General features: G+C 68.2%; 27 protein-coding genes. 18 read left to right on the plus strand and 9 right to left on the minus strand.

The features are described 5' to 3' along the window. Positions 1-150: 150 nt before the first annotated feature. On the minus strand, positions 151-348 hold the full coding sequence (locus ACH34W_RS01215; protein ID WP_395958756.1) for a DUF5999 family protein: 198 nt from the start codon (positions 346-348) through the stop codon (positions 151-153). A gap of 457 nt (positions 349-805) precedes the next feature. Next, on the minus strand, positions 806-1,357 hold the full coding sequence (locus ACH34W_RS01220) for a pyridoxamine 5'-phosphate oxidase family protein (protein WP_395958757.1): 552 nt from the start codon (positions 1,355-1,357) through the stop codon (positions 806-808). Between the two features lie 65 nt (positions 1,358-1,422). On the opposite strand from ACH34W_RS01220, the gene ACH34W_RS01225 reads away from it, so the two are divergent. The 8 genes from ACH34W_RS01225 to ACH34W_RS01260 all read left to right on the plus strand — a co-directional run bounded on the left by ACH34W_RS01225 (position 1,423) and on the right by ACH34W_RS01260 (position 7,890). After that, complete coding sequence (locus ACH34W_RS01225) at positions 1,423-2,076, plus strand: TetR/AcrR family transcriptional regulator (RefSeq protein WP_395958758.1); 654 nt, start codon at positions 1,423-1,425, stop codon at positions 2,074-2,076. 391 nt (positions 2,077-2,467) lie between these two features. Next, entirely contained in the window at positions 2,468-3,298 is an 831-nt protein-coding gene (locus tag ACH34W_RS01230; protein WP_395958759.1) for an ABC transporter permease, read from the plus strand. Next, a complete protein-coding gene (locus ACH34W_RS01235) occupies positions 3,271-4,038 on the plus strand; it encodes an ABC transporter ATP-binding protein (protein ID WP_395958760.1) in 768 nt (255 codons plus the stop codon). The genes ACH34W_RS01230 and ACH34W_RS01235 overlap by 28 nt, the downstream gene beginning before the upstream one ends. After that, positions 4,035-5,015: an ABC transporter substrate-binding protein gene (locus ACH34W_RS01240; protein ID WP_395958761.1), complete on the plus strand. Its 981-nt coding sequence runs from the start codon at positions 4,035-4,037 to the stop codon at positions 5,013-5,015. Before ACH34W_RS01235 ends, ACH34W_RS01240 begins: the two co-directional genes overlap by 4 nt. A 13-nt stretch (positions 5,016-5,028) precedes the next feature. Next, on the plus strand, positions 5,029-6,183 hold the full coding sequence (locus ACH34W_RS01245) for an LLM class flavin-dependent oxidoreductase (protein ID WP_395958762.1): 1,155 nt from the start codon (positions 5,029-5,031) through the stop codon (positions 6,181-6,183). Between the two features lie 202 nt (positions 6,184-6,385). Beyond that, complete coding sequence (locus ACH34W_RS01250) at positions 6,386-6,838, plus strand: cysteine dioxygenase (RefSeq protein ID WP_395958763.1); 453 nt, start codon at positions 6,386-6,388, stop codon at positions 6,836-6,838. Beyond that, a complete protein-coding gene (locus tag ACH34W_RS01255; RefSeq protein ID WP_395958764.1) occupies positions 6,835-7,248 on the plus strand; it encodes a rhodanese-like domain-containing protein in 414 nt (137 codons plus the stop codon). The genes ACH34W_RS01250 and ACH34W_RS01255 overlap by 4 nt, the downstream gene beginning before the upstream one ends. A gap of 105 nt (positions 7,249-7,353) precedes the next feature. Beyond that, positions 7,354-7,890: an NAD(P)H-dependent oxidoreductase gene (locus ACH34W_RS01260; RefSeq protein ID WP_395958765.1), complete on the plus strand. Its 537-nt coding sequence runs from the start codon at positions 7,354-7,356 to the stop codon at positions 7,888-7,890. Positions 7,891-8,028: 138 nt separating this feature from the next. On the opposite strand, the gene ACH34W_RS01265 is transcribed toward ACH34W_RS01260, so the two are convergent. After that, positions 8,029-8,535 carry a flavin reductase family protein gene (locus ACH34W_RS01265; RefSeq protein WP_395958766.1) on the minus strand — a complete coding sequence of 169 codons (507 nt, stop codon included), beginning with the start codon at positions 8,533-8,535 and terminating at the stop codon, positions 8,029-8,031. An 88-nt stretch (positions 8,536-8,623) separates the two neighbouring features. Next, positions 8,624-9,850: a vanadium-dependent haloperoxidase gene (locus tag ACH34W_RS01270; RefSeq protein WP_395958767.1), complete on the minus strand. Its 1,227-nt coding sequence runs from the start codon at positions 9,848-9,850 to the stop codon at positions 8,624-8,626. A 502-nt stretch (positions 9,851-10,352) separates the two neighbouring features. Between ACH34W_RS01270 and ACH34W_RS01275 the strand changes: the two genes are divergently transcribed. From ACH34W_RS01275 to ACH34W_RS01285, 3 genes are all read left to right on the plus strand, one after another. Further along, positions 10,353-10,721, plus strand: coding sequence for a site-specific integrase (locus ACH34W_RS01275; protein WP_395958768.1), 369 nt, complete (start codon positions 10,353-10,355; stop codon positions 10,719-10,721). A gap of 1,083 nt (positions 10,722-11,804) precedes the next feature. Further along, positions 11,805-12,227: a thioredoxin family protein gene (locus tag ACH34W_RS01280; protein ID WP_395958769.1), complete on the plus strand. Its 423-nt coding sequence runs from the start codon at positions 11,805-11,807 to the stop codon at positions 12,225-12,227. Then, entirely contained in the window at positions 12,224-12,700 is a 477-nt protein-coding gene (locus ACH34W_RS01285) for a hypothetical protein (RefSeq protein WP_395958770.1), read from the plus strand. The genes ACH34W_RS01280 and ACH34W_RS01285 overlap by 4 nt, the downstream gene beginning before the upstream one ends. A gap of 592 nt (positions 12,701-13,292) precedes the next feature. On the opposite strand, the gene ACH34W_RS01290 is transcribed toward ACH34W_RS01285, so the two are convergent. Beyond that, entirely contained in the window at positions 13,293-14,465 is a 1,173-nt protein-coding gene (locus ACH34W_RS01290) for a hypothetical protein (RefSeq protein ID WP_395958771.1), read from the minus strand. Positions 14,466-14,621: 156 nt separating this feature from the next. Between ACH34W_RS01290 and ACH34W_RS01295 the strand changes: the two genes are divergently transcribed. After that, on the plus strand, positions 14,622-14,747 hold the full coding sequence (locus ACH34W_RS01295; protein ID WP_395958772.1) for a hypothetical protein: 126 nt from the start codon (positions 14,622-14,624) through the stop codon (positions 14,745-14,747). 49 nt (positions 14,748-14,796) lie between these two features. Here ACH34W_RS01295 and ACH34W_RS01300 read toward each other — a convergent pair whose 3' ends face one another. Further along, a complete protein-coding gene (locus tag ACH34W_RS01300) occupies positions 14,797-15,696 on the minus strand; it encodes an NAD(P)-dependent oxidoreductase (RefSeq protein ID WP_395958773.1) in 900 nt (299 codons plus the stop codon). A gap of 83 nt (positions 15,697-15,779) precedes the next feature. On the opposite strand from ACH34W_RS01300, the gene ACH34W_RS01305 reads away from it, so the two are divergent. Together ACH34W_RS01305 and ACH34W_RS01310 are read left to right on the plus strand one after the other, a co-directional pair. Then, entirely contained in the window at positions 15,780-16,169 is a 390-nt protein-coding gene (locus tag ACH34W_RS01305; RefSeq protein ID WP_395958774.1) for a MerR family transcriptional regulator, read from the plus strand. A 202-nt stretch (positions 16,170-16,371) separates the two neighbouring features. Next, positions 16,372-17,280, plus strand: a complete 909-nt coding sequence (locus tag ACH34W_RS01310; RefSeq protein WP_395958775.1) for a TIGR03086 family metal-binding protein — start codon at positions 16,372-16,374, stop codon at positions 17,278-17,280. Between the two features lie 497 nt (positions 17,281-17,777). Here ACH34W_RS01310 and ACH34W_RS01315 read toward each other — a convergent pair whose 3' ends face one another. Continuing rightward, entirely contained in the window at positions 17,778-18,479 is a 702-nt protein-coding gene (locus ACH34W_RS01315; protein WP_395958776.1) for a hypothetical protein, read from the minus strand. An 813-nt stretch (positions 18,480-19,292) separates the two neighbouring features. Here ACH34W_RS01315 and ACH34W_RS01320 point away from each other — a divergent pair. From ACH34W_RS01320 to ACH34W_RS01330, 3 genes are all read left to right on the plus strand, one after another. Further along, on the plus strand, positions 19,293-20,075 hold the full coding sequence (locus tag ACH34W_RS01320) for a L,D-transpeptidase (RefSeq protein WP_395958777.1): 783 nt from the start codon (positions 19,293-19,295) through the stop codon (positions 20,073-20,075). 82 nt (positions 20,076-20,157) lie between these two features. Next, positions 20,158-20,883 (plus strand): choice-of-anchor P family protein, encoded by a 726-nt coding sequence (locus ACH34W_RS01325; protein ID WP_395958778.1) that lies wholly within the window; start codon positions 20,158-20,160, stop codon positions 20,881-20,883. 463 nt (positions 20,884-21,346) lie between these two features. Then, on the plus strand, positions 21,347-21,529 hold the full coding sequence (locus ACH34W_RS01330; protein WP_395958779.1) for a hypothetical protein: 183 nt from the start codon (positions 21,347-21,349) through the stop codon (positions 21,527-21,529). Between the two features lie 362 nt (positions 21,530-21,891). Here ACH34W_RS01330 and ACH34W_RS01335 read toward each other — a convergent pair whose 3' ends face one another. Both ACH34W_RS01335 and ACH34W_RS01340 read right to left on the minus strand, forming a co-directional pair. Further along, positions 21,892-22,854: a MerR family transcriptional regulator gene (locus ACH34W_RS01335; protein ID WP_395958780.1), complete on the minus strand. Its 963-nt coding sequence runs from the start codon at positions 22,852-22,854 to the stop codon at positions 21,892-21,894. 92 nt (positions 22,855-22,946) lie between these two features. Then, entirely contained in the window at positions 22,947-23,378 is a 432-nt protein-coding gene (locus tag ACH34W_RS01340; RefSeq protein ID WP_395958781.1) for a VOC family protein, read from the minus strand. Positions 23,379-23,481: 103 nt separating this feature from the next. On the opposite strand from ACH34W_RS01340, the gene ACH34W_RS01345 reads away from it, so the two are divergent. Next, positions 23,482-24,348, plus strand: coding sequence for a helix-turn-helix transcriptional regulator (locus ACH34W_RS01345; protein ID WP_395958782.1), 867 nt, complete (start codon positions 23,482-23,484; stop codon positions 24,346-24,348). Positions 24,349-24,385 lie beyond the last annotated feature (37 nt).

Genomic DNA, 24,385 nt, shown 5'->3' on the forward strand with positions numbered 1-24,385 from the left:
TCTCGGTATGGAAAGGATCAACCGGCTTCGCCTCGGCATGGAACGGCGCCAGCCGGTCCCTATGGAGCCGCGGAATGTCTTCACGGTTCACAACGTCCATCCCCCTCGGTCATTGCAGGTCGTATCGATGCAGGGCTTTGAGAAAGAGACCTAAACGACGCCCACGGGCTCGGCGGCCCGGGGAGCCGGGACGGCCCGGCCGTCGGGCATCAGTTCGCCGCTGTCATCGAAGAGCACGACCCCGTTGCAGAGCAGGCCCCATCCCTGTTCGGGGTGGTAGGCGACGAGGCGCGCCGCGTCGTGATCGGAAGCGCTGGCGGACGGGCAGGCTGGCTGGTGCTGGCACATGGTTCGGACTCTCGGTTGACGCCGGGTGCATGGAGCTCGGCTTTCAACGAGCGTGCCTCGGGCGACTCCCAAGGGGGAGGGGGGAAACCCCCATATCGCCACCTATCCGGTACCCACCCCGTAGGTATTCCGGGGCCCCATGGCACCAAAGCACCAAAGCCGGGTAAAGCCCGCCCCTCCTCCAGGTCAAGGCCGTGCGATCAAGGGCCACGAACCCGGGCATGGCGACATGCCCACGGACATCGACGACCTCGGCGTCGTCAGCGTCCACCGTCGCGGCGACGGCGACGATCCGATCGTCCTCGATCAGGACGTCTACGCCCGGCGAGCTCGCCGAGATCGTTGTCGAGAGTCAGGACATGGCCACGCGCAGGACCGTGCGCTTGGGCATCACCGGATCTCCCCTGGTCGCAGACGTAGAGAGCCAAGGACCTGCAACCTGGCCTGCGGGCCGCGATCAGGACGGGTCCGGCGTGTCCCAGGGGACGGTGCCCGACACCCAGTGGGTGATCTTCTCTTCCTGGTCGTTGCTGTGCAGGTGACGTGGCGGTTGGGCGAACGTCGCGTACGGGCGGCAGCGGACGACGACCCGGTCTTCCTCAGCGGCCATCGACTCGACGAACGGGCGGGCCTCGTCGCCGAGCGGCTCGCCTGACATGCGGCCGGCGACCGCCATCATCACGTCGACCACCAGGCCGGGGTCACGCTCGATCACGGCGTCGGCGTACACCTGGAGGTAGGCGAAGGGCCAGCGCTCGTCGAGGACGCAGATGCTGACTTTGCCGTTGCGGTCGACGGCGCGTGCTTTGCCGCGCCCGGCCATCGTCGAGACGAGCAGTTCGTCGTCGGTGGGCACGTAGTACACGATCGACATGGCCGGGCCGTCTTTGAGCCGGGGGTAGCCGAAGACGCAGGTGCGGTGGGTGCGTACGAACGTTCGTCGCTCCGAGGGGAGCATGTCGCGGTCGGTGGGGACCTCGAACGGCTCCGACGCCAGTGGTAGCAGCATTGCGGCTCGACCTCCTCTGTTTGGGCGGAGTTATTATCGATCGATAATAGCGTAGACTCTCCGTCATGACGACGCACCCGGGCCCCCGCAGACGGCGGGCGCACCGGCCCGTCATCCGCCAGGAGCTCGTCGAAGCGGCGGTGCAGGAATTCGCGGCCCGGGGATTTGACGGCGCGTCGACGCGAGCGATCGCGGCGCGCGTCGGCGCTCATCAGCCGCAGATCAACTACCACTTCGCCTCCAAGGAGGCGCTCTGGCGCGCCGCCGCCGACCACCTCTTCGGGCTTCTGCACGCCGAGCTGGACGGCGTCGGACTCGATCCCCAGACGATCGCGGCGCTAACAGCTGCCGAACTGGCCGAGCGGTTCGCCGACGCCATCCGGCGATTCGTCCGCTTCGCCGCCCGGCACCCCGAGCTCAACCGGATCATGATCCATGAGGGCTACACGCCGACGGACCGCCTCCAGTGGCTCACCGGCCAGCACATCCGGCCCCTCCACGAGGTGGTCACCGCCGCCTGGTCCCGCCTGCGCAGCGCGGGCATCGCCGCCCCTTTGCCGGCCGAGGTCATCCACCACGTGCTGGTCGGGGCGGCCTCCCTGCCCTACGCGGTAGGCGCCGAGGTCGAACTCCTCGGCCTCCGTGCAGTGGTCGAGCCCCAATGGGTCGAGGCGCACGCCGACGGCCTCGTCGCCACACTTCTACCTGGAACACCATGACCGGAGATGTCCAGCGCAGGACCGACGTCGTAGCCGTGGCTCATCTGGCCACCTTGCCGGACTCGATATCCCACTATTCCTGTTGACTTAGTAGGAATTGTCCTTCAGAGTGGTTGCTGTGCGTCCCTTCGTCACCCTTATCGCGCGCCTGCACGTCGATCTGCGGCTGCAGGCCAGCGCCCTCTGTCCGCGCTGACGTCTCCCACCATCGCGCGGGACCGACCTCGCTGGTTCCAGGTTCCTCCGCGTCACCGACTCGCGTCACCGACCGCGTCAACGACTCGCCGTGACCCATCCGCCGCCATGACCGTCCGATCGGTCACCTCCGCGGCGACATCCCGCCGACCAGGTCCTCACGTTCGACCGGCTTCTTACGAAGGGCTCGCCCTCCATGTCCACCTCTTCCGTCGATCTCGCGCGCCCGGCCTCCCGGGCGCGCCCGCGACTACCCTCTCTCCCGCGGCCCCGCGGGATCGGGCTGCGCACGATCAGCCCGCTGGTCCTTCTGATCCTGTGGCAGGCGGCCAGCAGCGCGGGCGTCCTGCCCGAGCGGCTTCTGCCCTCGCCGGCGACGGTCGCCGACGCCGCCGTGACCCTGACAGCCGATGGCACACTCGTCGAGGCGGTCACCGTCTCCCTGCGGCGGGCGGTCCTGGGGTTCCTCGCCGGAGCGGGGGCGGGCCTGACGCTGGCCCTGCTCGCCGGCCTGAGCCGCGCGGGCGAGGGCGTCGTCGATCCGCCGCTGCAGATGTTGCGCGCCCTGCCGCTGTTCGGGCTGATCCCCCTGCTCATCCTCTGGTTCGGTATCGGGGAGACACCCAAAGTGATCCTCGTGGCCTTCGGTGTGCTCTTTCCGATCTATCTCAACACCTACGCCGGCATCCGCGGTGTGGACGCCAAGCTCGCGGAGGTCGGGAAGGTGCTGCGGCTCGGCCGGGCGGCGCTGATCCGCCACATCGTCCTGCCCGGAGCCCTGCCGCAGACGCTGGTGGGACTGCGCCAGAGCCTGGGGGTCGCCTGGCTGGCGCTCATCGTCGCCGAGCAGATCAACGCCAGCAAGGGCCTCGGATTCATGATCAACGATGCCCGTGAGTTCCTGCGCATCGACATCGTCGTGCTCGGCCTGCTCATGTACGCGGCGCTCGGGCTGGCCACTGACGCGCTGGTGCGGCTTCTGGAGAGGAGGGCGTTGTCATGGCGACGCGGACTGCTGGGAACCTGACCGACGCCGAGACCGAAGCCGGGACTGCGGGCGCGGGGACGGTGGCCCGGACCCGGGGATTGACCAAGCGGTTCGGCCCGCGCACCGTGCTCGGCGGCGTGGATCTGGACATCGAACGCGGCGAATTCGTCGCCCTGCTGGGCCGCAGCGGCTCGGGCAAGTCCACGCTGCTGCGAGTACTCGCCGGGTTGGACCGGGACATCACGGGTGACCTGGACGTCGACGGCACGGTGGCGGTCGCCTTCCAGGAGCCCCGTCTGGTCCCTTGGAAGCGCGTTCTGGACAACGTGACGCTCGGCCTGCGGGTACCCGATCCCGTCCGCGCCGCCGAGGAGGCGCTGGCAGAGGTGGCCTTGACCGACCACAGCGACGTGTGGCCGCTGACCCTGTCGGGGGGCGAGGCCCAGCGCGTCTCGCTCGCCCGAGCCCTGGTACGCAACCCCGACCTGCTGCTGCTCGACGAGCCCTTCAGCGCACTCGACGCACTGACGCGGATCAACGTGCATCGCCTCGTCCTTGACCTGTGGGCCCGGCACCGTCCCGGCGTGCTGCTGGTCACGCACGACGTGGATGAGGCGCTGCTGCTCGCCGATCGTGTCGTGATCCTGGACGAGGGCCGGATCGCCCACGAGTCCACGATCGGCTTGCGGCGGCCCCGCGGGCGTGACCATCCCGACCTCGTCGAGCTCCGTTCCACCCTGCTCGGCCAGCTCGGCGTCAGCCTCGAAGGAACATCATGACCAGACGACACGGCGCCATGCTCCTGCTCCTCGGACTGCTCACGGCGGTCACCACGGCGTGCGCATCGGACGACGAGGCATCCCGGCCCGGTGAGGTGACGTTGCGGGTGGGTGACCAGAAGGGCGCCAGCGTCCAGTCGCTGCTGACCGCCGCCGGCCAGCTGGACGGCCTCACCTACAAGATCAAGTGGTCGCTGTTCACCTCCGGTCCGCCGATCCTGGAGGGCATCAACGCCGGTGCCGTCGACTTCGGCTCCGTTGGCAACACCCCACCGGTGTTCGCGGCGGCGTCCAAGGCCCAGATCGTCATCGTGGGCGCCGTCTCGCAGCGCCTGACCGGGCAGGCGGTCGTGGTGCCCAAGGGTTCGCCACTGCGCTCACCGGCCGAGCTCAAGGGCAAGAAGGTCGCCGTCGCCAAGGGCAGCTCGGCCAACTATCACCTGCTGTCGGTGCTCAAGAAGAACGGCCTGGGCTTCGACGACATCCAGCCGCAGTACCTCCAGCCCTCCGACGCGCTCGCAGCGCTCACCGGCGGACGCGTGGACGCCTGGGCCACCTGGGAGCCCTACACCGCGCAGGCCGAGATCCAGAACGGCGCCCGCATCCTGGCCGACGGCCGTGGCTACACCAACGGCTACGGTTTCCAGGTCACCTCCAAGGACACCTTGAAGGACAACGGCCGGGCGGCCGCGCTCAAGGACTTCCTGGCCCGCTACCAGCGCGCTGTTCAGTGGTCCAACAGCCACCCTGCCGACTGGGCCGCACTCTGGGCGAAGGAGACCCGGCTGCCCGAGCCCGTGGCCCGGCGTGCCGTGGACCGCCGCCTCGCCGAGATCGTCCCGATCGACGACTCCGTGGTCACCTCCGAGCAGCAGATCGCGGACTCCTTCTCCGGGGTCGGCCTGATCCCCGGAAAGGTCGAGATCACCGACTTCTTCGACCGGCGCTTCAACGACCTGGCCGTCGCGGCACAGTGAGGAGAGCACCACGATGACACTGCGATTCCACTGGTTCCTGCCCACCACCGGCGACGGCCGGACCCTGATCGGCGGGGGTCACAGCATCCCCAAGGGCGTGGGCCTGCCGGACGAACGCGCGGGCAGCGCCGACCGCTTCCGCGAACCCCACATCGACTACCTCGCACAGATCGCGCGCACCGCTGAGCAACTCGGCTTCGAGGCCGTGCTCACCCCGACGGGCACCTGGTGCGAGGACGCCTGGCTGGTGACCGCGGCGCTGATCCGTGAGACCCGGCGGCTGAAGTTCCTGGTCGCGTTCCGTCCCGGGCTGGTCTCGCCGACCCTGGCCGCCCAGATGGCCGGGACCTACCAGCGGATCTCCGGCGGCCGGCTCGCGCTCAACGTGGTCACCGGCGGTGAGACCACCGAGCAGCGTCGCTTCGGCGACCACCTCGACCACGATGAGCGGTACGCGCGCACCGACGAGTTCCTGTCCATCGTGCGCGGCGCCTGGGGCACCGAGCCCTTCGACTTCACCGGCAAGCACTTCCAGGTCGAGGGTGCCACCGTCCGGCAGCCGCCCGAGCCCGTCCCCCCGGTCTACTTCGGCGGCTCCTCCGATGCCGCCGGCCCCGTCGCGGCCCGCCACGCCGATGTCTACCTCACCTGGGGTGAGCCACCCGGTCAGGTCGCCGCCAAGATCGCCCACATCCGCCGGCTCGCCGACGAGCACGGCCGGGCCCTGCGTTTCGGCATCCGGTTGCACACCATCAGCCGGGACACCTCCGCGGAGGCGTGGCGCGAGGCGGACCGGCTGCTGAACAGCCTCGACCCGGCCGCCATCGCCAAAGCCCAGCAGGCCTTGGCCGCCAGCGACTCGGTGGGCCAGCAGCGCATGCGCGCGCTGCACGACGGCTATCGCCGCGGCGGCACGGGCACCCGCACACTGGAGATCCATCCCAACCTGTGGGCCGGGGTCGGCCTGGTCCGCGGCGGCGCCGGCACCGCCCTCGTCGGCAGCCACGCCGAGGTCGCCGACCGGATCGAGGAATACGCGGAGCTGGGCATCGAGGAGTTCATCTTCTCCGGCTATCCGCATCTCGAGGAGGCGTACTGGTTCGGCGAAGGTGTCCTCCCCGAACTGCGCGCGCGGGGCTCGGCGCCCCTCCTCGACCCCGCCACATGAACCCCGCGCACGTGCAGCTTTCGGATATCTCTACTATTCAGATTGACTCGATAGGGATTAGGGTCCATGCTGATCTCCATGAACCTGGGTCTATCTCTGTGGTCGCGCCTGCACGTCGACTTCGGGCGGCAGGCGAGCGGCCTGTGTCGCTGAGCCTTGCGTCCGGCCGAGGTGAAGCGACAAGGAGAGGAACCCGAATCAGATGACCGTGAGCACGACCACGCCTGTGGTGTCCCGGCTGGCCGAAACGGCCGGTGCGCTGGCCGCCGCCCCCGACCAATGGCTGCGGCGGGTACGGCTGAGCCCCGAGGGCCGCTGGTACGAACGCCTGCACCGCGACGATGACCACGAGATCTGGCTGATCAGCTGGCTGCCCGGCCAGACGACGGGGCTGCACGACCACGGCGGCTCGCGCGGCGCGTTCGCGGTCGCGCTCGGTGAGTTGGAGGAGTACGACCTGACCGCCACACGACGGCTCACCACCGGGCAGACCCGCGCGTTCGGCCCCGACTACGTCCACGAGGTGCGCAACACCTCGCACGCGCCCGCGGTGAGCGTCCACGTGTACTCACCGGCCTTGACCGTCATGAACCGGTACGACCTCACCGAGTCCGGGCTGGTCCGGCTCGCCGTGGAACGGGCCGAGCAGTGGTGACGGATCGTCCTGCCGGGGCGCAGTCCATCGAGGAGATCCTGGCCGAGGCGCGCAGCCGGCTGGACCGGCTGCAGCCCGAACGGGCCTACGCCGAAGCGCGGGAGGGCGCGGTGCTGGTCGACATCCGTCCAGCGGCGCAGCGAGCGGCCGAGGGGGAGACGCCCGGGGCGCTCATTGTGGAACGCAACGTACTGGAATGGCGCCTGGACCCCGCCTGCGAGGCCCGCCTGCCTCAGGCCACCGGCTATGACCTGCGGATCATCCTGCTCTGTTCGGAGGGTTACACCTCCAGTCTTGCCGCAGCCTCCCTGCACGATCTCGGGCTGACCCGGGCGACCGACGTCGCCGGCGGTTTCCAGGCATGGCGGGCAGCCGGGCTGCCGACCGCTGTGAATTCTTCCCAGCTGTGAGTTTTTCTGGAGACGGCCACGGCAGGAGCCCCATCGTCGGTGGGGCTCCTGCCGGTGGTTCGGGCGACTGTCCGACGCCCATCCAGACGACGTGGAGGAGGACGGTTGATCGGTACGAGCATCGTCGCGCTGGTGGGGAATCCACGAGCGCAGTCACGTACGCACCGGGTGGCGCTCCAGGCTGCACAGGCCATCGCCGCCCGGATCGGGCAGCCGGTGGCCGCCGAGACCGTCGATCTGTCCGCTGTGGCGCCCTATCTCCTGGTGGCTACTCCGTCCGCCGCGGTTGAGTTGACGTTGGAACTGGTCAGCGGCGCAGACGTGCTGGTCGTGGCCAGCCCGACCTACAAGGGGACCTATACGGGCCTGCTGAAGGCGTTTCTTGATCGCCTGCCTGCCGGAGCCCTGGCCTCAACGGTCGCATTGCCATTGATGGTGATGGGGGATGCCAAGCATGCACTTGCCGTGGAGGTGCATCTGCGCCCGCTTCTTGTGGAGCTGGGAGCGCACGTCCCCACTCCTGGTGCGGTCCTGCTCGAATCGCAGCTCCCTGAGGCGGAAGAGCTCCTCGACGCGTGGGCCGACCGGGTCGCGCCCCAGGTGGCCGGAGCGCTCACCAGCGCGATCGACATCGCCCGCTGAGGCCGAGTCCGCCGCAGCGCGCCAGCCGCCGGAGGGGTCGCGAGAGATTCCTTCGGGACATCGGCTCAAGTCAGACGACGCGAACGGGTCGGCTGTGATCGACGGACGGTCGGGGGCGCACCGGCCTTGGCCGAGGCCTCAGTCATGGGGCAGGAAACGGCCGAACCGGCCGCGTTGATAGAGCAGTGGGCGGCCGTCGGTCAGCAGGTCGGCGCCGGTCACCAGGCCGACGACGAGGATGTGGTCACCGATGTCGAGGGTGGTGTGCGGAGTGCAGGACAGGTGGGCGCAGACGCCGTCGAGGATTGGTGTGCCGTGGGCGTCGGGATGCCAAGCGGTGGGCGGGGCGAACCGGTCGATGCCCCGCCGGGCGAAGCGGGTGGCCAGGCCGGCCTGGCCGCCTGCCAGGATGTTGACGGCGAAGCGGTCGGCGGCGCGCAGTGCGGACCATGTGGTGGAGGAACGGTCCACGTAGAAGGACACCAGTGGCGGCTCCAGGCTGACGGAGGAGAAGGAGGTCGCGGTCAGCCCGACCGGTGTGCCGCCGGACGATGCGGTGATGACGACGACTCCGGCGGCGTGCAGGGCGAGGGCCTGGCGGAACCGTGCGGGGTCCAGCGCCTGGTTCGGCAGGATCTCGGTCACGACGGTCTCCCTCAGAATGTCGGCCGGTGGGGATGGGGACGAGTCCCGGCGGTGCGCTGGTCAGAGCCAAGATCCGGGTCCGTGGCCATTACCGGAACAGCCGACCGGCGTGGCGGAGGGTGTGCTGCGCGACGCGACGGCCGAGGTCGACGCCGGCGGTGTCGGCGGACCGGGTGTGGATTCCCGACCACACCCTCGCGTCGACGTTCTCCTGTGTCAGCGTCCGCCACGCGGTGTAGGTGCGGGTGACATCAGGTGCGGTGGGGCTGGTGAGGGCGAACGGCGCGGTCCGGGGGCCGACGAGGGCCGTGAGGACCTGCTCGGCCGCGCCCGAGTAGGTGTTGTGGCCGCTCGGGTAGTCCGGATGCGCCGGGGTGGTGTGCAGCGGCGTCCAGTTCGGTTCGGGGGACGTCGCGGGGTCGCCGTCGATTTCAGCCGACCGGATCGCGGTGATGGGGCGCCAGCGCAGGTAGGCGTACTTGGTGTCCGAGGTGGCGATCTGGGTGTCCACCAGTGCGACGTGGAACAGCGCCACGAGCGTCGCTTGCGCCGCCGGCCGCTGGTGTGACCGCGCCAGTGCGACACGGAGCGGCTGAGTGTAGAGGGTCATGGAGGAACCGAGCCAGAAGGTGGCCGTCTCGGTCTGCTCAGGTGTCCGTGAGGTGCTGTCGGCGGAGCCGTAGGTACGCACCTCGGCCAGGTCGGCCCGGTAGCGGTCCGAGCCGAGGGCGTACGGCGGGCCGAGCCGGAACTGGTCCGGCCGGGCCAGCAGGAAAGGCCGAGCCTTGCGGTTCCCCGCTTGGAGGGCAGGGCTGTAAGCGGGCGGTGTGGGCTGCCAGATGCCGGGCTTGGGCTCGGGAGTCGGGTACGGGGCGTTGACCGAAGCGGGGTCGAGCCCGTCGTTCTCGCGGGATGCCAGCACCCTGCGGGCCTGGGCTTGGCCTGCGGCGACACCCTTGTCTTCGGACGGGCCGTCAGGAATCTGTTCCAACGTGCGGCGCAGTGCGGCGTCCAGTTCTTTGGTGCGGGCGGGCACGAGGGCAGCCAAGGACGTATGGACCGCGCTCGCCAGCGCCGCGTCCTGATAGTCGCGCCGGTTCGCGGCGGGTGTGGAGCGCAGGGCGCGGGCGGCCGCCAGCCAGCTGATCGCCCAGGTACGGCTGTTGGTGGACTGTGTGGGCGCTCCCGCCGTGGCGATCGTGTCGGCCGTGGTGTCGTACCACTGCAGGACGACGTCGCCACGCTCCTCGGCGGCTGCCGAGGGTGCGAGCGTCACCAACATCGCGGCGCAGACCAGCACGCTACGCGTGGCCATGGCGTTTCCAGGGCGGAGGGGCTCGTGAGCGGCCGGGTATCGAGATCTGAACGAGGGCACACTTGCTCCTTCACAGGGGGGTGAGGCTGAAATGTCGGCGGTGTCACGAGACATATGGAGGCGAAGGGACGCGTGGTCGCCTGGCTGGGCGAGGTGGGGGAGCGGACGAGGCGTGTGCGGCCGCTACCAACAGCGGGCACTGCACACGCGCAGCAGATCTATGTGGCGGCGCGCCACGAGATCACATCCCAAGGACACGCGGTCATGCTCGCATGGCATGGGACTAAAGTCTAGTTTTCCTACTGAAATAGTAGAGTACGTCGCGGCGGCCATCGCGTGATCCTTCGAATCGACGAAGATCAGAAGGAGAAGAGAACGCGATGGCCGTACCTGTCACACACGGCCAATGAGGGCCGGTGACGCCCAGGTCGCTGACTCGCGCCGCGCGATCGACTCAGTAACGTCATGTGTCACATCCGCTCGGCCGGAAGGTCTCGTGCCCGTGACTCAGCTACCCGGTCGGCCCGGCATGGTCGGCGTCCCGGAGGCAGTCGACCGGTTCCTGGACTCCATCCAGACCTCCACGACCCGCGCCAGCTACGCCGAGACCCTCACCCGGCTCGTTGAGGTCGCCGGCCCGCTCAGCCCCGCCAACCTCGTCGTCGCCCTGGACTGCGACCACTACGCCACAACGATGAGCCGCTGGGATGGCGCGGCGGCCGCCACCTGGAACCGGCACCTGTCCGCGCTCACCTCCTTCACCGCGTGGGCCCAGCGACAAGGCCTCCTGGACACCAACCCCGCCCGCCGGCTGGAGCGCCGCAAGCCCGCCCGCCGCGCCGACCGTTCCATCCCCCCGTACCCGCCTTGACTCGCTGTTCGGAGACGACCGGCACGCGCTGCGTGAGCACGTCCTGTGGCGCATTGCGTACGAGAGCGCCGCCCGCATCCAGGAACTCCTGTGCCTGGACATCGAGTTCCGGCGCGCCCGAATCATCTCCAAGGGCGGCGCCATCGAACACGTCCACTGGGCTACCGGCACCGCCCGACTTCTGCCACGCCTCCTGCAGGGCCGCACCAGCGGACCACGGTTCCTCGCCGATCGCTGCGCGCCTGCACAAGGACGGCGCGCTCCGGCGGCCGCCGACATCTGTCCCGTCACCGGACGCGGCCGTCTGTCCTATCCACGGTCCGAATACCTGTTCAAGACCGCCACGGCCGCCCTCGACCCGCACGGCGTCGGCTGGACCCTCCACCAACTGCGGCACTCCGCCCTCCAGCACCTGACCGCCGCCGGCCGGACCGCACCCGAACTCCAAGCCAAATCCCGCCACCAGCACCTGGCCAGCCTCGGCGTCTACGTCCGCCTCGGCGAAGAAGCCTCCGCCCGCATCACCGCCGAAACCGACCCCGCCGCGCGACGCCGCCCCGCTGAGCTGGCCGATCAACCGTCACTTGCGGCTGGTGGCACGTCCGTTAACGGCACCCCGAATAGTGCAACCTTCGAACATCGACGTTCCGCCAGTTGAACGGGCAGTCGAACGCGGCTTTGTCCGCCTCCTCCAACGCCTTGAGGATGTCTTCCTCGCTGCACTTGGCGTGGACGTCGCTGACCATGCAGCCGTCGGCGCTGCAGTGCAGTTTGGCCACGGATGTGAGCAGCGGCGAGGGCGAGCAACTGATTCGCCGAACTCGGTCCGCTACTGGCCACAGGTCGTTTCAGTGGTCGGCGTAAAAAGGGGTCAGCGCGAGTGTCAGAAGGTGCTATTCTCTGGGCCGCTACAGGATCTTGGAGCCCTTCATGCACATTAAGTGGTCACTCGTTGTCGCTGGCGCGTTCTTTGCGACTACGGCCTGTGGTGGCGCGGTCGCGACGAAGACGCAGACGCCCGCAAAGCCGGCAGCGAATGCGCCCTCCTCGACTCCTGCGGCCCCTTCACCCACGAAGACAAAGGTGTCGGCGCATCCGAGGACCAAGCTTCCGGACGGGTACGATCCCAAGCGCAATGCGGCTGCCGACATCGCCGCGGCCACGGCGAAGGCCAAGGCTGACAGGCTGCCGGTGCTGCTGGATTTCGGGGCGGACTGGTGCCCCGATTGCAATGACCTCCAGCATCTGCTCCGGACCAGGACTGTTCGCCCCCTGATCGGCGCCTACCACGTCGTCACCATCGATGTCGGCAGGTTCAACCGCCGTCTCGACCTTGCCCAAAAGTATGGGTTGGCCCTTAAGGACACCGGCATTCCTGCGGTCGTGATTCTCTCGCCAGACGGGGAGATTCGCTTCGCGGGAAGTAACGGTCTGCATCGCAATGCTGACAGCACAGATGAAATGACTGCCGATAGCGTTGCCGCCTTCCTGCGGCGTTATCAATGACACGGGCGCTGTCCGCCGCTCTCCTTCTCCTCTTTCTCCTCACTGGATGCAGTCAAGGCAACACGCGGCAGACGACCGTCCAGTTCACCGAGGCCGGTGTCAAAGTCACCATTGACGTTTCGAAGGAGCTGGTAAAGGTGACTTTTCACCCGACCCGGCCAAGGTTCCACATCTACAGCCTCGACCTGCCCTTGGACGGAATCGACGGGTTGGGTGTACCGACCCGGTTGGCCACGCGCGCGGGTTTGACCGCGACCGGCAAACCAAGCTCGGACAGGCAAACGATCTTCCTGGCGACCCAGGGGGGCGCCCGCCTTCCGGTCTATCCCGACGGGCCAGTCACCATCTCCCTACCCGTCCGGCGCGTGGGGGAGTTGGGTGAAGTCATCGTTTCCTACGGCGCCTGCAGCAGGACGACCTGCCTCGCCCCCGTCACTGACCGCGTGACCAAGATCCCCCTTCACGCCGGCTGAAGACAGCCGTTCACCGTGTCAAGCCTGTCGCCACGCCGACCTCACACAACTGGCATCCCGTTCGGCCGATCGTGATCATCAGAACCATGCGGCCCTCGGCTTGGCGGCGTTGGGCGGCGGTGATGCGCTTGGCTTGGCGCTCGGCGCGCAACTCGTTCTCGTGCTCGGCGTCCGTGCCAGGACCGCGAACATGAACCGGCCTTCCTTGGTCTCTAGGCCGAAGTTCCCGGTCAAGTGACGGCCATGATGCCGCGGTCGCGCAGCTGGTTGACCGTGGTCAGCACGTGCCCGGCCGAGCGGCCCCACCGGTGGAACTTGAGCGTGTCGCTGGCCTGTGGGCGCCGCACCAGCGCCTCCCACCCGGCCGCGCCACCCCGCCCTTGCCCGGCTCCTTCTCCATCACCAGCTCGTCGTAGCCGCTGGCTTCGAGGGTGTCGAGCTGCAACTGGGGTTTCTGATCACGCGTCGAGGTCCGCGCGGACGCCCACACCGTCATCAATGGGGTCGTCGTTCGGACACGTATACCTTCTGGACACCGAAGCGACCTCCAGCGATACCGTCCAGAAAGTCGGCGTGATGGCGCCCGATGGGGCTACCAGTCTCGGACGGACTCCACACCGGAGGTGAGACTGGTGCGGGCGTCTTCGAGGCCGGGGCCGTGGAGCGCTTCGGCTTCGTCGATGATGTGGTCGAGGGCTGCGAAGAGTTCCTCGCGTTCGACGGTCTCGATGAAGCCCGTGCGGTGGTCAAGCTGGTTGAACGTCTCTCCATAGGCACGCCCGATCTCCTCCAGGAGCGTTGATCGGCCGTCAGCGGGTTCTTCGGCGATGGTCTGCAGGATCGCCTTGCGAGTTGTCTTGTACTGGGCGACAGCCTTCTTGTAGGTGGTGGTGCTGATCTGTTCGCGGCCGTCCCAGTCGCGCAGCGGGTTGCTACGGTTCTCCTCGACCCATTCGGGCTTGCGGGCTCGGAGGATGGACACATGGACGCCTGCAGGGATCTCGGGTCGCCAGGTGCTGCGCATCGCCGAGGCATAGTCGGCGGGGATGCCGTGGAGGTCGACAGACTCCAGCTCTGGCACGCTCTGCGGTCGAAGTCGGTCGTCTTTGGTCATTCCGAACAGGTCGACGACGCTGATCCCCCGGAGGGAGGCCAGCCGGTTCAGCTCGCCCGCGGCGCGGAGCAGGCCCAGGCGTCCGTGGAGCCGGAGCCAGGTCACCTCGGGGAACCGCTGGACGAGTTGAGCGCAGTCGAGGGAGTCGATGTCCCTGATCGTCAGCTGCGCGACCTCCGGCCGTGGGGCTGCCGGCCGGCTCAGGAACTCGTTGACCGTCTCGCCGGTGTACTCCGCCTTCCACGTTGCGGCCGGGTCCTCGCGGACGCCACGGTCCCACCGTTGTTGTCGAGCGAGTTGGTCGCCAAGTTTCCATGCCGAAGCCCAGCTGTCCGCCGGTCGGTCGTGGAGCAGTCGCATCGCTCCGACGACTTTGTGGCTGCGGGGCAGGACCCATGCGTGGTTGCAGAAGGACAGCGCCCCGTTCCATGAGTGGTGGGTGAGCTTGAGCGGCGTGACGTCACCGAGGTCGGCCACGGAGGACGGCTCAGGCCCGGACCAGTCCAACTCCAGCACGGCCGCCGTCTGTGAATCGGCGTTGATGCGGATGATCTGTGCGGCCGTCCACTCTCCAAGATCTCGCGAATGAGCGGCGACCACATCACCGACTGCCAGTGGCCTCGGAGGTACGAGCTGCTTCCGGATCGACATGTCGTGATCTTAAAAGCTGACCGCACCGCAGGAGCCACCGCTCATCACGAAGCGAAGAGGACACCGGATTTCGAGGTGCGTGGTGGGAGCGTCCACCACCACGTCTTCACCACCTACATCACGTTGTTCAGCTGATTCATCACCCGGGAGTGGGAGGTGGTCCACATCACCCACACCGTCCTCAGATTCGGCAACTGGACGCTCAACATCAATCCACCCGGCCAGGCCTCCATCACGCGGCTCGACCTCGAATCGCGCGTGCTGTTCGCGCCGAAAACCTGAGCGCCGTATCCAGCAGGATCAACCGGGGTCGAGGTTGTCGAGTCGGCCGTCATGGCTTCAGAGCCGGGGGTTCGCGGAACAGTTCGATCATTGCGGCGTAGCCGTCGCTGCCGTGTCCCTGGGCGACGGCGCGGTCGGCCAGAGTCTTGAAGAAGTTCGGCAGCTCGGCGTTGATTCCGAGGGTTTCGCTTTCGTGGAGGAGGAGGTTCATCGCGGCCAGGTGGGTGTCGATCGTCGCGTCGGGGGCCGGGTAGGAGCCTTCATCGATCTGCTGGGCGTACCCGGACAACAAACCGGTCATGGTCGCGATGTACTGCTGGGCGAAGGAGTCGAACGTCGAGGCGTCCACGCCCGCCGTACCGAGGAGGGCTGCACCGTACAGGAAGCCGTTCAGAATGCTCCATACCAGGCTCACCCCGGCGCCGGCGTACAGCGAGGACAGGCCGGGGTCGGCGCTGAGGTACATCGCTGCGTCACCGAGGCTGCGCAGGGCCGTTTGGTGCAGCTCGAAGGCCGAGCGCGGGCCGCTGTAGAGGATGAGCGACTCGGCCGTGCCGATCTGCTGGGGGACGACCATGATCGTGCCGGCGAGGCAGACGGCTCCGTGTCCCGTCGCCCACTGGGCGGTCTCACGCGCCTGCTGCGAGGTGCCCGAGGTCAGGTTCACCAGGACCCTGCCGTCAAGGACGTCGGCGATTGATTCGCCGAGCTTGTGAACGGCGTCGTGGTCGGTGAGGCAGATGATCACCAGCGGGCCGGCGGCCACGGCGTCCTGGACCGAGTCGGCGAGTTCGGCGCCCTGGGCGACGAGCTGGTCGGCCTTGGCCGCGGTGCGGTTCCACACGGTCGTCGGGTGTCCCGCGCGCAGGAACGCCTGGGCCAGTGCCTGCCCCATCAGGCCCAGGCCGATGACCGTCACCGGCGTGAGGTTGTCTTGGCGGTTCGGCATAGTTCGGCTCCCATTGAGTGCGTTGGAACAGATGTGAGGATCATGGACGTTCACATCGGTATGAAGGTCAAGAGGAGACTGACGTGTTGATCGGGGAGCTGAGCCGGCGCACCGGAGTCCGTACGCATCAGCTGCGCTACTACGAGGCGCAGGGCCTGCTCAAGCCGAACCGGAGTACGGGCGGCTACCGCGAGTACGCCGACGACGCCGTCCTGAGCGTGAACCAGATCAGAAGACTGCTCGGAGCCGGACTGTCAACCGACGACATCGCCTACATGCTTCCGTGCATGACCGGGCCGGACCCTGAACTGGAGCCGTGCCCCGAACTTCTCGACGGTCTGCGTGCACGCCTAAGTGGACTGGACGAGCAGATCGACACTCTCGCCCGTTCCCGCCAAGCCCTCGCCGAGTACATCGAAACCACCGAGCGGCGCGCGTCCAAGGAGTACCAATCCTGCGACTCCACCACCTAGTCGAACCATCGACCCGATGGACGCGAGGCACTGGGCCCACACATCGACCAGGTGGAGCCGTTACTCCGGCAGATCCTCGAGGACGATATGGCCGTCCTGAAAGCCGATCCACGCCCCGCCGCTAACTGCTGGACGAGCTCGACCCCGCCGAGGTGGTGGAGCAACGTGAGGCGGTGACGCTGGCGTTCGTGGCGGCCCTGCAATGGATGCCCTTGCCATCGCCGGGCGGTACTACGACGCATGGATCCACCGCGCCGGCGACATGACCGACGTCCCGCTGGCCGCCGGCGCCGGCTTCACCGACGCCGACGGCTACCGGGCGATGGCCCGCCAGGCGGGCGCCGCGGTCCGGCGCTTCGGTGTCCGGCACCAGTTCGCCACCGACGACCTCGTCTGCTCGATCATCGATTGGGAGATGGACCCGCTGCCCGGCACCCTCACCGCCGCCGAACTACTGCACATCCACGACGGCCGGATCGTCAAAGGCGAACTGATCTACGACGCCGAAGACCTGCGCCGGGCCATGGCCGGCGGCACCGACCTTCTCCGGCTGCTGCAACGCAGCCACGACGCCACAGCCGCGCTGATCGAGCAGATCACCAGCGGTTGGGCCGCCCCCAGCGCCTGCACCGGCTGGACCGTGCGACAGGCCGCCAACCATCTGACCGGAGGCCTGCTGCTGATCACCCAGGTCGCCGAAGGCCAGACTCTCGACCCCGCCGAGGCCGACGCCCAGCGCCAGGCCGACACCGACCACCTGGGCACCGACCCGGCCGCGGCGTTCCGCGCGGTGACCGAACGCTCCCTGGCGGCCTTCGGTAAGCCCGAAGTCATGCAACGGCAGTTTCCCTTCCTGACCGGACCGGCGACCGGGACGACGCTCGCTTCCATCAGCCCGCTCGAATCGCTGATCCACGGATGGGACATCGCCCACGGGCCCGGGATCGAATACCGGGCCGATCCCGAGATCGTCGAGACCGTCCGGGCCTACGCACAACACGGTGTCGGCGACGAGCAGCGCCGCGCCGGCCTGTTCGCCGAGCCGCTGCCCATCCCAGCGACCGCCGACCCGTTCGTCGCGCTGCTGACCCACCTGGGGCGTCCCGCCTGACCGGCCGACCAGCACGTGGACGGCGGCACCGTTCACCGGACTCACGGCCGGACCGCACCCCGGCCGTGAGCCCGACACCTTCGTGCGACGCGCCGCCTTGCTCAATGACCTCATGGAATCGGTGAGGATCAGCGAAGCATCGATCACCGACGTCCCGGCAACGCCACCATCAATGACGGACGGCCGCGAAGAGCGTCTGAGCGGCCCGGTGGTCGACGGCGCGGGCACAGTCGGTGGTGCCGAACGGCCACCCAACCGCACCATGAGGTGTCAAGTCTCGCCGGATCCTGCGGCGCATGACCTGCTGCGGCAAGTCAAGATCCAGGCGCTACGGACGTCAGCCCAGCTGCGCGGCAACCCGCCGTTCCGGCGGTATTTCCTGGGCCAACCAGATCTCCTAGCCGGGACCCGCGATGGCGACCGGAGCCGTCGCTCACGCGGTCCTGCAGTCCGCGGTGGGCTATTGGTGGAGAGGTGCTATTCCATGGGAACGGTGTTCAGCGTGACCAGACGCGGAGTGGACCGAGTGGCCGGGCTCCGGCCTGTTGAGCGGCAATGAGGTCGGTGCCGTGTTCGTAGCTGACGATGGGGAGGTGCGGGTCGAGCGTGGCTACGGCCTGGATAGCGTTGATCCAGAGGTGTGATGAGGGAAGGGCGGGGCCCCATAGGTTGGAGAGGCCGATGACGTTGGCGGCGGTGTAGGCGATGGCGCCGGCGATGAGTCGGCCGTCTTGGTGTGCCTGCAGGATGACGCAACGAGCGTCGTGGAGGAGTGTCGGCAGGAAGACGGGGTGGTCTTCGGGGTTGTGCTGGGCCCATGACCGCTCCCAGACGTGCAGTTCGTCGGCGTTGGTCACGCTGCTCCAGCGCAGGTCCGGGTCGGGAGGTCCTTTCTGTATTGGAACGTGGTTGATCCACTCGCCCTCCAGGAGCAGTCGCATGCCTGCGGGGGCCAGGTCGAACTGGGCGAAGCTGTCCTTGACGGCGGCGTGGCGCCGACCTGCGGCCACGGCCGTGACCTCGGACGGGTCCGCCTCGAGGATCAAGGTGATCACGTGAGGATAGAACGTCAGGTCGTGATCGAGACTGACCCATAGACGGCTATCGACGTTTCCTGGGAAGCCGTGCGACCGGCAGACCGCGTCGCACCAAAGAGCGTTGTTGAGCACGGCCGCGCCGAGCAGCTTGTCAGACTCCACATGATCATCCAATCGGTGATGTCCACCCGCGACTGGCGCCCACGCCAACTGGAGCATCGCTTCCGGGAACAGATAGGCCTGGCACCAATGGTGACGGCGCGTGGGTTCCGGAGGCGCCGGCGTGAGCGGTCATCGTCAACAGTTGGTCCCGTCGCCCAGGTCGCTCGCCCGGTACCGTCTGTGCCGCCGATGCCCATAGTCAAACCCTCCCTCAATAACATAACTTGGCGAAATCGCGCGATTATTGGGATATGGCTGTTTTGACCGGAATTCTGAACGCGGCCCTGTCGGGGGTTTCTCATGGCCTATGCGGCTCTTGTGTGAATGGGTGCGTTAGTGCAGTGTGCACGTTTTTGTGGCTGTTGATGCCAATCGATGGTCATGGTGGCTTTGGTTGAGTATCGGCTGCGTCATCGTACGGTGAGGATTTTGTCGCTGACCGCCAAGACACCGTTCTCCTTGTGGACCGCCCGTGAGCGGTCTTGGCGCCAGCCCCGGTAGGGCTCTGCGATACCGGCGGTCTGCGTCTTCAGCTCTTTCTCTGCTGGCCTCTTGGTGGTGTGGGCGATTGCCCGCCCCGACAGGCAGACCAAGGACCACTGTCATGGCACGAATTCCTGCTGGTTTCTTATTGCTCGCTGGCCAGGGCTAGCTTTTCTGGACCATTCATGGCCGCGGTTGCAAGTGTTCACGGCCGAGGGGCTGGAGATCCAGGCGTCTCTAAAAGAGTTCTTGGAAAGTGTGCAACCTCTGTCGCACCTCGTGCGTATGTGTTGGGCACAGAAAGGCTCGGCGGGAGAGAAAGGACTGTAGATGACGCCTGGACGCAGGATCACGGTGGCCGCCACGGCCGCCTTGGCCGCGGCCGTGCTCGCGGCCGGATGCGGCGGGGGTGAGAAGACGACCACCGCGTCCGGCGGCGGCCCCCAGGAGGGCGGGAAACTGCCGGAGGCCACCACGTACACGACCTTGAAGGGGCTGCCGCAGGACCAGGCCCCGTTCGGCAAGGCCGACGGCACCGTCGTCCGCCCCAAGGCGCCGCTCCCGGTGTCGGCGCAGCCGGGCGGCCCCGCGCTGGTGACGCTGCCGGACAAACAGCTGGGCGGGCCCACGTGGGTGCCGGTGGTGGAGAGCAGGCCCGGGTGGAACCGGGTGCTGCTGCCCAGCCGGCCCAACCGGGTCACCGGCTGGATTCCCGGTGCGGCCGACAAGGTGGAGACCGCGCGGAGCACGCACGCGGTCAAGGTGGACGTGAGCGACCGCCGTCTGACGCTCACCGAGTCGGGCCGCAAGGTCGGCTCGTGGACGGTCGCGGTCGGCGAGGCCAAGACGCCCACCCCGACGGGGCGGACGTTCCTGCTGGCGTTGCTGGCTCCCCCGAAGGCCACCTACAGCCCGCTGATCCTTCCGGTCGGCGCCCACTCGCAGACCCTGGACACCTTCGGCGGCGGCCCCGGGACCGTCGCCTTCCACGGCTGGCCCCACAAGGACGTGTTCGGCAAGGCAGTCACGCATGGGTGCGTCCGCGTGCCCGCGGATGCGCTGACCCGCCTGTCCAAGGCTCCGCTCGGCACCCCCGTCGAGATCGTCGACTGACGGGACCCCGCCCTCCCCGCAGCATTGCCTCGCATTTCCCACCCCCCGGGGGCCCTCCGCCCCCCTGTCAAAGGAGACAAGCATGAGTGTGAAGCATCTAGCCCGTGCCGCCGTGATCGTCGGCGCCGCCGCCCTGCCGCTAGCAGGGACGCTGCCGTCCGCCCAGGCCACCACGACACCCAGCCAGGCGTTCGCCGTGTCCGCGTCCGGTCCGGTGGCCGTCCCGGCGACGCCGTCGGTGACCTCCTCGGGCCCGTCCACCGTCAGCCGCAGCGTCGCCGAACTGCCGGCCAACCCGGTGCTGCAGGCCCGGGTGCTGAACGCCGCCGCCGGGAAGGCGCACGCCCGCGCCTCGGTCGTCGACCTGAAGGTGCCCAGGGCGCACCTGACGGCCAGCCTGGTCACCGCCAAGTGCGTGAAGGGCCAGGGCCGGTCCCAGCTGGTCAAGGTGCAGCTGAACGGCACGACGATCAAGGCGGCGGCGCGGCCCAACAGCGGTGTGTCGGTGAACCTGGACGCGCTGGGCACGGCCTCGCTGGTGCTGAACAAGCAGACCCGCACCCCCGACGGCCGCCTCAACGTGACCGCGATCGAGCTGACGCTGCCGCTCGGCCCGGGCAAGACCGAGACCATCAGCATCGCCTCGGCCACCTGCGGCAACGGCGCGGACGGCCCGTCGGACCCGGGCAAGCCGGAGCAGCCGGGGCCGTCGCCGTCCGTCCCGCCGTCGACCCCGCCGTCCACCCCGCCACCCGGCCAGGCCCCGGCACCGACGCCCGTTCCGGGTGACCTGCCGGTGACCGGCTGACGTCCGGTTCCGCCCGTCTGAGGGGCCCGCGCTGCCCGGCGTGGGCCCCTCGCCCACGACACCCGACCAGCAACCACGTCACCACAGCACAGCACCCGGCAAGCCAGCGAGCCCGACCCGGTGAACGCCGCGATAGGGAGCGGAATCCCCGCGCCCCCTTCTGCGACTCACAGCGCGGCCCTCGTGACCGCGCCAGTTCCTACCAAGAACCAACGGGTGACCATGTGGCCACGCCGCATCAAAGGCCCGCAGCACCCCCCAGGCCAGCCCATACAAAGCCACCTGGCCCGAGGCGTTCCGCTTCATCCCTCCGAAAATCAGAGGAGCAATCATTTCCGGCTTCAACGAACTAGCCGAAATCGCGGCACGCAGGCCGTACCGCCCGCTAGATGCGCTTTATGCCGCAATCCGGCGCTGCGTCCCCTTGCTCGCGGTGGCCCGCGTCACCGAGCCAGAGGAGTGCGTGACCGTCACCTACCGGGGACGCGGCCCCTGGCGGATCACCTGGGATCCCAAGGCAGAGCTGTTTGTCTGGGCTTCCGGATCGGAAAAGGGCAAGCCGGTCGGCACCCGCGAGGAGATCGTCCTCACGGCCGAGCACGCGGCCCGTGCGCTGGGAGTCTCCGTGGACCCGGAACCACACTGACCGCACAGCCAAGCGAGCTGTCCGTCAAGTAGCTCGGCCGCGGCCTGTGACGTGCGTGGCGGCCTGTGACGTGCGTGGCGGTCTGTGACGTGCGTGGCGGCCGGGGGCGGTCCGTTCAGCTGCGTTGCATCCGCACGAGCTGACGGTTCTTGACCAGGCCACCGCCGCGCATGGGTGGGGGAGCGGCGGCGGCCTGGAACCGGGTGAGCTCGAACGGTGAGAGCACGAATCGTCGCCCGTCTCGACTCGGCCGGAGGTCGGGGTGCTGATGACCACCGGACCGGGGATGGTTCTAGTGTGGGCAGGGCCCAGGGCCGATCCAGCAGGGACTTGCCGACGACCTTGCTCATCGCGGCCTTCGGTCAGTCGGACTCGTCGGCCGGGTCCTGGGCCGAGAGACGGACGCGCAGCGCTCGAACGGACCAGTCGAGTGCCGGGGAAAGATCCTCCGGGGCCGACCAGCCGTTGACCACGGAGAGCAGTTCCATGTACCGCTGCCTGCGGGGGTCGTTCGCCTGCTCTAGCCGGGCCAGCAACCGGCGGCGGAGACCGAGGTCGTCGACGTGGCTGACGAGGCGCGCATAGTGGGCTGCCATCCCCTCGACAATCGAGTCTGCCTCGGGCGAGTTTGGCGCCATGCCGGAGTTCTGGGTCCGATCGACCTGGGTGCAGACGGTCGCGATCAGGTCCCGGCTCGGCACCGCGGTGTCGCCCCCGGTGCGTTCGGCTGCGTGGTCCTGGACCAGCTGCCGTACGCTCGCGCGGAAGCCGGTGTCCTGCAAGAGTTCGGCGAGCTCCACCCACGCCTGGATCTGGAGGACGTCGGGACTGTCGGGCAACTCGGGCGTCATCGAACGGCGGATGCCGGCGACATACGACTCGGGATCGATCTCGCCGAAGACGGTGTCCAGGAAGTCGCCGACCAGACGTCGGCGTTCGTCCTCGGAAAACCTGGCCAGCTTGTGCATGAGATCTATCTCCTGTGGGGTTGCGTGGTGCCTGGCCACCGTCCTCAGGACCGCGCGTCTCAGCTGCAGGACGCTGATCTGCACCGCCAGGGCTTCGGCGTGTGCCGCCGCGACTTGGGCGAGGGGAAGTTCGCCGTCCACAATCTTGCGGATTGTGGCGAGGTCCAATCCCAGGTCGCGCAGCGTGCGCACGAACTCCAGGCGGGTCAGTGCCGCGGTGTCGTAGAGGCGGTGACCGGCGGGGCTGCGGGTGGTGGGCGCCACGATCCCGCGATCGGAGTAGAACCGGATGGTCTTGACCGTCAGGCCGGTCCGCCTGGCGAGTTCACCGATCGAGTAGAGCATGCCGCGATCCATGCCCCCACCTTTGCGGCTCCCCTTAGGGGAGGCACAAGCTCTCGCGTGGGTATCTTCGGCGTCTCGCCGGCCGCTCCCGCGCGGGTGATCGATCAGTTCTGTCGACCGGTGGGCCGGGTGCCGGGCTCGGTGAGTTCGATGATGTTCCCGAGGTTGTCGCTGATGAACGCGATGCGCTGACCGATGTCAGCCACTTTCATGGGCCCGCCGATGAGGTCCACGCCCTGCGCACCCAGCTGGGAGATGGCCGCGTCGAGATCCTCGACGGCGAGGCAGAAGTGGTGCAAGCGCGCCGGGTCCATGCTCGTCAGCACGTTGTCGGTCGGAGCCTGGCGGCTCGACGCGCCCGCCATCAACTCGATCTTGACGTCACCGCTGACGATGAAGACGAACGTCGTGGCGTGAGAGTCGAATCGCTGGTCGACGGTGAAGCCGAGCTTGCTCGTGTACCACTCGATCGTGGCGTCGAGATCCTCGGCGGTCACGCTGAGGCCGACATGGTCATGGGAGAAGGAAATACTCATGCGACCGACGTTCGCCGACGGTCGAGTCCGTAACCAGAGACGGGGCGACGGTAGGAACATCACTACCACCCTCAACCGCTGGTGACGAGCGAGAATCAACTCTATGGCCACCGATGAGACGACGCTGGGTGCAACGTTGCGCGCTTGGCGCGACCGCCTCTCTCCAGCGGCAGCGGGGCTGCCCAGCAGGCGGGCTCGGCGGGCCAAGGGACTGCGCCGGGAGGAGCTCGCCGAGTTGGCAGGGATCTCCGTCGATTACGTGGTGCGTCTGGAACAGGGCCGATCCACCACGCCCTCGGCGCAGGTGGTCGCCGCACTCGCTCGCGCTCTGCGGCTCACCGATCCCGAACGAGATCATCTCTATCGACTGGCCGGTCTTGTTCCTCCCTCCGGCACGGAGATCTCCGACCACATCCCTCCCGGTCTGCGCCGCGTCCTTAACCGATTGGGCGACGCCGCCGCTGCCGCCGTCTTCGCCGCGGACTGGCAGATGATCTGGTGGAACCGAGCCTGGGCGGCACTCCTGGGCGATCCGTCGTCGACCCCGCCGGCGCTTCGCAACTTCGCCCGCGACACCTTCGCGACCGATGGCGGAGGCCCGCACTTGTCGCACTGGCCCGTGACCTCGCTCGCGCAGGACACCGTTGAGTCCGCCATCGTGGCCGACCTACGCCGTGCCACGGGACGCTTCCCGGACAGCAGCCGCCTGACCGATCTGATCCGCGAACTCACGGCGGGCAACGAACGCTTCGCCGAGCTGTGGGTCTCCGGCGCGGTGGGCGCACATCAAGAAGACCGCAAGATCGTCGCCCACCCCGCGGTCGGACCGATCACCGTCGATTGCGATGTCATGACCGAAGGTGAGGCCGACCGGAAGATCGTCATCCTGACCGCCGCACCAGACACCGAGGACGAGACCAAGCTGCGCCTCGCCGTTCTCTCGGGAATCCCCGGCTCCGCTCATGGCTGAGCCGATGAACTGAATCCCGGCGTGGCGGAGGCACCGA

The organism is Actinomadura sp. 6N118 (assembly GCF_044326415.1).
Lineage (GTDB): Bacteria > Actinomycetota > Actinomycetes > Streptosporangiales > Streptosporangiaceae > Spirillospora.